At 67.1% G+C, this 374-nt stretch carries 1 protein-coding gene; it reads left to right on the forward strand.

The genetic code is table 11. From position 1 onward, the window contains the following. Window positions 1-374: methyl-accepting chemotaxis protein (locus HA630_RS27210; protein ID WP_243855305.1), on the forward strand; the 374-nt coding region annotated here is incomplete at both ends.

The following is a 374-nucleotide window of genomic DNA, read 5'->3' on the forward strand; positions in this document are numbered from 1 at the left end:
GGCGCCGTCGTCGGTCAGGTGGTGCACACCATGAACGACATCAACCAGAGCAGCCAGCGCATCAGCGACATCATCAGCGTGATCGACGGCATCGCTTTCCAGACCAACATCCTGGCGCTGAACGCGGCGGTGGAGGCCGCGCGCGCCGGTGAACAAGGGCGTGGTTTTGCGGTGGTGGCCGGCGAGGTGCGCACCCTGGCCCAGCGCAGCGCCCAGGCGGCCAAGGAGATCAAGGACCTCATCAACGCCAGCGTGGCCAAGGTGCAGGACGGCAGCCGTCTGGTGGAAGACGCCGGCACCACCATGAGCGAAATCGTCAGCAGCGTGCAGCGGGTGACCGACATCATCGGCGAGATCACCGCGGCCGCGGCCGA

The organism is Aquabacterium sp. A08, from assembly GCF_011742065.1.